This window comes from Lysinibacillus sp. NPDC096212 (genome assembly GCF_044763105.1).
In the GTDB taxonomy this organism is placed as follows: domain Bacteria; phylum Bacillota; class Bacilli; order Bacillales_A; family Planococcaceae; genus Lysinibacillus.
In genome coordinates this window covers 1-5,809 of sequence record NZ_JBIWFQ010000059.1, presented here as the reverse complement: position 1 = coordinate 5,809, position 5,809 = coordinate 1, and the positions used below count along the sequence as shown (strand labels likewise).

Sequence of the window (5,809 nt, the reverse complement as noted above, 5' to 3'; positions counted from 1 at the left end):
GTAGCAAAAGCTATCTCTTGTCTGACCTCACTTTCATCCCATGTCTAAAGACGGGCTACACCCTGCATGGGCTTTCTCGTTCGGAAAATCTGTAATTGTTAGTTTTTAACGAACAAATCATGAATAGACTTGGTCATTCAGATGAGCAAATTACCAAGAATGTCTATCTCCACGTGACAATGGAATAACTTTATTGTCACTCACCAATTCCTAATCGATCTTTCAATTTAGATATTCTTTTCCTTCGCACTATAAAAACACCCCTTTAGATAACCATATCCAAAGGGGTGAAACGGTACGACTTTATATCAAATTTTATTAGGTTAACTTGGAATCTTCTCCCTTTGGTGTAAGTGCAGAAAAAAGTCCAATTAAATTAGGTAGTATACTGTATAGTAAAAACAGCCAGCTTTTCGTCATGATCGAGATAATCGTAAAAACAATAACAGACGTAGCAATGACGATTAATCCAAACTTCACACGAGAAGGCTGCAACGGGACTGTGCTGGACATGTTGATAGACAAAATAACCCCAATTATACCCCAGCTCCCTATGTGTGTTAAAAGAAGGATACCTAAAACCATCGCGTTGCTTAATTCAATCCCAAACATGATTAAAGAAAAGAGAACATAAATCGCTCCTAATGTCACATACCATGAATAGGATTTTGCATTTTGCCAAATATGATAATATAGCTCATCTATACCTCTGTTTTCTCTAGCTTTTTTCCGTCCGAACCACCAACCAAGGATCCCACAAATCAATCCTCCATACAATCCAATAATACCCCCGATAGAAACCTCCATAATTACATTCTCCCCTCTTCGAAAATAAACACTTCTTCAATCGTGCAATTGAAAACTTTTGATATGTTGTAGGCAAGCTCAATAGATGGATTGAATTTTCCTGTTTCAATTGCAATGATCGATTGCCGTGAGACTCCAACTTGTTTCGACAATTCCTCCTGCGTAATCTTCTTCGATTTTCGTAATTCGCGAATTCTGTTTTTCATAAAGCCTCCTTTAAAAATGTAAAGTAAACTGTACATCCGTTGATAAGTCAAGTTTACTTTACATTGATATGGATGTCAAGTTAACTTTACAATTCGATTTTTGTTTAAAACAACATAGAACCCTTATTAGGAGATGTCCGGGAGACATAACCAAAAGGAATCAAAATAAAACTGTTATAAGTTAAACAATACTCTTTAACTAAACTGCCACGTTCGTATTAGTTGAAGAAGAAAAAGATGGGATCTCTGTGGAATCCCATCTTGAAGTAAAGCTCCCGTAGTTTAATAAGTCCCCATTCTACATCCGCCGGAGACTTCTGTACCTGTCGCTGCGCTTTCGCTACAAAACATTTGATGAAAGAAGTTAAAATATTTGCTTTTTTCCCTATTTGTGCTGTTTTTATGTACAAGCTTATAGATCCTTAGCAAACCAAAGGTCTATAAACTTGATATGGCCTATTCTATTTATTGTTTTGGTGTATTTGCAGTAAGTGGATTACTGTTTGCTACTAATTGTACTGGTGTCGTGCCTTGCTGAGCAGCCTGTGTCATTTGTTGGGCATTGTTCATTAGCCCAAAGCGTTTCAGTACACCAAAAATAGCCGCGCCGCCTATAATCCCCCACGCTAAAAATCTCACGGATGAAAACCTCCTTTCTCATACCGGATTTTTTAAAACAGGTTTAGTATTAGAAATCCTATGCGGTTTATACTGCGTTAACTAAAGGGGTTTTTGTTCTATTTACAGATTATTTTCAAAAATAACAAAATATAGTAAAATAAAATAGTATAAAATTCGAATGGAGGTAGTACATGAATATTAAAATTGCTTCATCAGAAGAAATCCCACAAATAGAAATATTATATGAAGAGCTGTTTTTAGAAATGTCAAAACTACAACCTCAATACATAGCACCCGCAAAGCAGGATGTAGAATTTCTTAAAAACATAATTTTGGAAGAGAAATCAGACATTTTTGTTGCTGAATTAGATAACAACATTGCCGGATTTTTACTAATTCAAGAATTAGCTACTCCTCCATATTCTTGTATCGTCCAGCATAATTATGCATATATTATGGATGTAATTGTTGGAGGTCAATACCAAAGTAAAGGCATTGGTTCACTTTTGCTACAAGAGGCAAAAAAATGGGCAGAAGAGCGTAAATTAGATTTCTTGGAGTTAAGCGTTTTAGCAGAAAATATTGGCGCTATTAACTTGTATGACAAACACGGATTTAATGAAACGAGCCGTACTATGCGATTAGAACTTTAAAAGTATGTATGATATTAGAGCCTGCATTAATAAGGCAGGCTCTTTTATATTAGGTAGAAAGCAAACTTTCCCCTGTTTTATGTTTACTTATAACCTCTAAACTCCATTAAATAAAATCTTTCCACGAAAAATCAATACTTAAAATACCAATCGGAAGCTCATTAGCTATATAGTTTTTTCCAACGGCCACTTTTGGTTTACGAAAACATACTAGATTATTATAATAACCAAAAGCTTGGCAAATAGACGGACGTACCGAATGAATTCCACATCGGTCATTTATTTCGTCAAAAAAAATACAGGTTCCATAAAGTCGTTGTTGATTTTTTAAATCTAGGCTCATTTTTTTAGGCATCGCTTTGATTTTCTTTTTTATTTTCTTTAACTCTTGTTCTGTAATTGGAACAGGCCCACAACACATCCCTCTACAGCCTTTACAAGGTAAATCTTCCATAAAACAATCATCTCCTAGAAAAAGCAAGTGTTATAATTCGTTTTTTGATTTGGATTCTCTAGTTCATTAACCCAATTAAAGCAAAAATAGGACTCTCCTGGCCAGGAGAGTCCTATTTTACACTTTAAATTAATAATTGTAAATTATAGCACAAATGAATTATTTTGTCAATAAAATAATCTACACAATTACTAGTATCTAACATCAAATTCAATAATATTTATTTAAAAAACCAATGATAACATTATTTATTTTTTCTAAATAATCTTCTGAAGGGAAATGGCCCATATTAAATGATTGAAAAATAGTCAAATTTGGTATGACTTGTTCAGCTCTTTTTTTGATTTTCTTTTCTGGAAAGAAAATATCCTTTTCTCCAGCGATAATTAATGTAGGTGAAATGTAATTTTCTAATTCTTTTCTACCTGTTAGTTTTGGCATCTCTTGTTCTAATTTTACGTAACGAAAAATATCTCCAATAATTTGCCGATCAAACTCTTTCATGCAATTAGCAGACATTCTATCAGCTATTTTCTCAAGATATATGGCTGACGAAGAATTTTTAAACAGTAGCAAAGGGATTAAGATATGTTGAATCATCTCCATTTTGGAGCCAACTTTTAATCCAGCTGGGGAAACAAGCGTTGCACATTCAATCCTATCTGGCATATAAGCAGCGAGCCTTAAAATGATACCCGCTCCATACGATGGTCCTAAGAAAGCACATTTCTTAACATTAAAATAATCCATCAATTCAACTATCCATTGCCCAAAGCTAAAATCCTTAGCTGAAATTCTCTTTTGCTCACTATATCCTGGGTGACCAATCGTGTCAGGCGCATATATTCTATATTTTTTTATTAACGGCTTAAACCAGGATAATGTCATCGGATTAATGCAATTCCCACCTTGAAAAATAAACAAAGGCTTTCCTTCTTTCGGACCCGCCATAAGTACATGTGTTTTGCCGATCGATGTATCCACAAAAGCTCTTTCAACTTCAAAATCAAAAGAATTTAAATATTGCTCATAATGATTTAAAATTTCCAATCTACCTTTTTCACTAGTATAAATTAAATGCTTCATTAAATCCCTCCTGCATTAATTTTACAGGATTTAGCTAATTTTCATAACACTTTCTTTAAAATGTGTACTCTTCACCATCTTCCGGTACAAAAACTTGTGCAGCAATCCCCTTTTCATTTATAAAGCTTTTTAAATCTGTTCTTGATAATGTCCAATGATTGACCGCTTCCATATGACTAACGATAATTTTTGCATTTGGAGCAGTTTTGTATACTTCATAAATATCATCTTTTCCCATTATGAGAGAGCCTCCCTCTAAAAATTGATTGTCTCCCCCATTAACGACAATAATTTCTGGATGATTTTTTAGGAGCACTTCTTGCACTCCGTCATACCATACAGTATCGCCAGCGATATATAATTTTTTCTCATTTGGATGGTTAAAGACAACACCACACACTTGACCAGTTAATTTTAAAATTTCTCCCCTGCCATGTTGACCTTTTGTTTTGATTAATTGAATACCTTCAAATACAGTATCTTCTTGCAAAACTTCGACATTGGAAAAACCAGCTTTTTTAACTTCATTGGCATCCTCTTCATTTTGAACAAACATTTTAAGATCTTTCGGTAGTACTTCTTTGGCGACTCCGTCAAAATGATCTAAATGTAAATGAGTTACGATTACAGCATCGACATGAATGAGTTTGTCAATGGATGTTGGTAATTCAACTAATGGGTTATTTTGATCCTGTCTTAAAGAGTTTGGATAAGGAGGATACACACCTTCGTTTGCCAAAAGTGGATCAATTAAAAACTTATTCCCCGCATATTCGATTACTAAAGTGGCATTGCGGATTTGTTGAATTTTCATATTTATAACTCCTTTTCTTTAAATTACATTTAGTTTATACTATGTCCAAATAGTAATTACATAGCTAAAATCAAGTCTTTTAGCGATTTGACTTGAAAAATGAAAGGAGTTACTACATGTTAGATAGTACGGATTTACGTATACTAGATGAGCTTTCCAAGAACAGTCGTATTACGATGAAGGAATTGGGTGAGAAGGTTCATTTAACGGGGCAAGCGGCGTCATCGAGGGTGGCAAGACTTGAAGATAATGGGGTTATTGAGAGCTATACTATTAATGCGAATCATTTAATATTAGGCAGCAATGTTCATGCATTTATTAATATTTATACAAAAAGTCCGTACCATGAACCTTTTCTGTCATTTATGAAAACGCAGCAGCAATATATTGTTAATAACTTCAAAATCAGTGGAGATAGTTGTTATCTGCTTGAATGTAGATTCCCATCAAACGAAGTATTAGATCAATTTTTAGTCGATTTAAATAAGCATGCAAACTATAAATTGTCAATTGTCATTAGTAAATAGTGAAATGCCAGGCTCTCTCCATAGATTGCCTGGTATTTTTCATTTGTTTTCAATTTTCCACTTTTACATAAACGCTACCGAATAACTTCCCATCAATATAGGCATCCAGCTTCCACATACCGCCAATTGGGAAAGTCATATTAGTTGGAGCATGGTTATCCGCGCCACTATTCGGTCCAAGTAACTTAGCATTTGAAACCAATTCCACTTCTTTACCTGTCAATTGGTGAGTTCCCTTGATGCGAAGGAAGTCTCCTGATTTAACGCTCTCTCCCCAAAAATGCCAGCCATATTTTCCTATTTGACTAGCCGCTATTTTTTCTTCTTTATTATGCGTAAATCCTAATAATTGCGGTTCACCAATGAAGCTTAAATTTTCAAATGTAAAATACTCGCTTTCTTGCCACTCATTTTCTTTTGCTAGAACTTCTCCACCAAGACTCAAACTATTATCATGTAGCATTATGTCGTTGGATTCTTTATGTGAGCAACCTACTAATAGCAATCCACAAATTGTGACGAAACCTATAATTCTTTTCACGTTTATTTCCCCCTCGTATATTAGTAGTAAGAGCTCTTTCCGATAGAATTTCCAGTTGATCCGGACAACTGGGGAATCTGTTGGATTTCCTATAGGAGAT

The 5,809-nt window shown here is 34.5% G+C and carries 9 protein-coding genes; 2 read left to right on the top strand and 7 right to left on the bottom strand.

The features are described 5' to 3' along the window. Positions 1-318: 318 nt before the first annotated feature. The 3 genes from ACIQ7T_RS27860 to ACIQ7T_RS27850 form a co-directional block, all read right to left on the bottom strand. On the bottom strand, positions 319-807 hold the full coding sequence (locus ACIQ7T_RS27860; protein ID WP_370082091.1) for a hypothetical protein: 489 nt from the start codon (positions 805-807) through the stop codon (positions 319-321). A gap of 2 nt (positions 808-809) precedes the next feature. Then, positions 810-1,013 carry a helix-turn-helix transcriptional regulator gene (locus ACIQ7T_RS27855; protein ID WP_370082093.1) on the bottom strand — a complete coding sequence of 68 codons (204 nt, stop codon included), beginning with the start codon at positions 1,011-1,013 and terminating at the stop codon, positions 810-812. 465 nt (positions 1,014-1,478) lie between these two features. Beyond that, positions 1,479-1,652: a hypothetical protein gene (locus tag ACIQ7T_RS27850; RefSeq protein WP_370082095.1), complete on the bottom strand. Its 174-nt coding sequence runs from the start codon at positions 1,650-1,652 to the stop codon at positions 1,479-1,481. A 173-nt stretch (positions 1,653-1,825) separates the two neighbouring features. Between ACIQ7T_RS27850 and ACIQ7T_RS27845 the strand changes: the two genes are divergently transcribed. Further along, positions 1,826-2,287 carry a GNAT family N-acetyltransferase gene (locus ACIQ7T_RS27845; protein WP_370082097.1) on the top strand — a complete coding sequence of 154 codons (462 nt, stop codon included), beginning with the start codon at positions 1,826-1,828 and terminating at the stop codon, positions 2,285-2,287. A 106-nt stretch (positions 2,288-2,393) separates the two neighbouring features. Here ACIQ7T_RS27845 and ACIQ7T_RS27840 read toward each other — a convergent pair whose 3' ends face one another. The 3 genes from ACIQ7T_RS27840 to ACIQ7T_RS27830 all read right to left on the bottom strand — a co-directional run bounded on the left by ACIQ7T_RS27840 (position 2,394) and on the right by ACIQ7T_RS27830 (position 4,641). Continuing rightward, positions 2,394-2,741, bottom strand: coding sequence for a YkgJ family cysteine cluster protein (locus ACIQ7T_RS27840; RefSeq protein ID WP_370082099.1), 348 nt, complete (start codon positions 2,739-2,741; stop codon positions 2,394-2,396). A gap of 210 nt (positions 2,742-2,951) precedes the next feature. Beyond that, the gene (locus ACIQ7T_RS27835) at positions 2,952-3,827 is read right to left on the bottom strand and encodes an alpha/beta fold hydrolase (RefSeq protein ID WP_370082101.1); all 876 of its coding nucleotides are present in this window, start codon (positions 3,825-3,827) and stop codon (positions 2,952-2,954) included. 55 nt (positions 3,828-3,882) lie between these two features. After that, the gene (locus tag ACIQ7T_RS27830) at positions 3,883-4,641 is read right to left on the bottom strand and encodes an MBL fold metallo-hydrolase (RefSeq protein WP_402875293.1); all 759 of its coding nucleotides are present in this window, start codon (positions 4,639-4,641) and stop codon (positions 3,883-3,885) included. Between the two features lie 116 nt (positions 4,642-4,757). Here ACIQ7T_RS27830 and ACIQ7T_RS27825 point away from each other — a divergent pair, with 116 nt between their 5' ends. Beyond that, positions 4,758-5,168 carry an Lrp/AsnC family transcriptional regulator gene (locus ACIQ7T_RS27825; RefSeq protein WP_402875290.1) on the top strand — a complete coding sequence of 137 codons (411 nt, stop codon included), beginning with the start codon at positions 4,758-4,760 and terminating at the stop codon, positions 5,166-5,168. Between the two features lie 49 nt (positions 5,169-5,217). On the opposite strand, the gene ACIQ7T_RS27820 is transcribed toward ACIQ7T_RS27825, so the two are convergent. Beyond that, complete coding sequence (locus tag ACIQ7T_RS27820) at positions 5,218-5,709, bottom strand: hypothetical protein (protein ID WP_402875287.1); 492 nt, start codon at positions 5,707-5,709, stop codon at positions 5,218-5,220. Between the last annotated feature and the right edge of the window lie 100 nt (positions 5,710-5,809).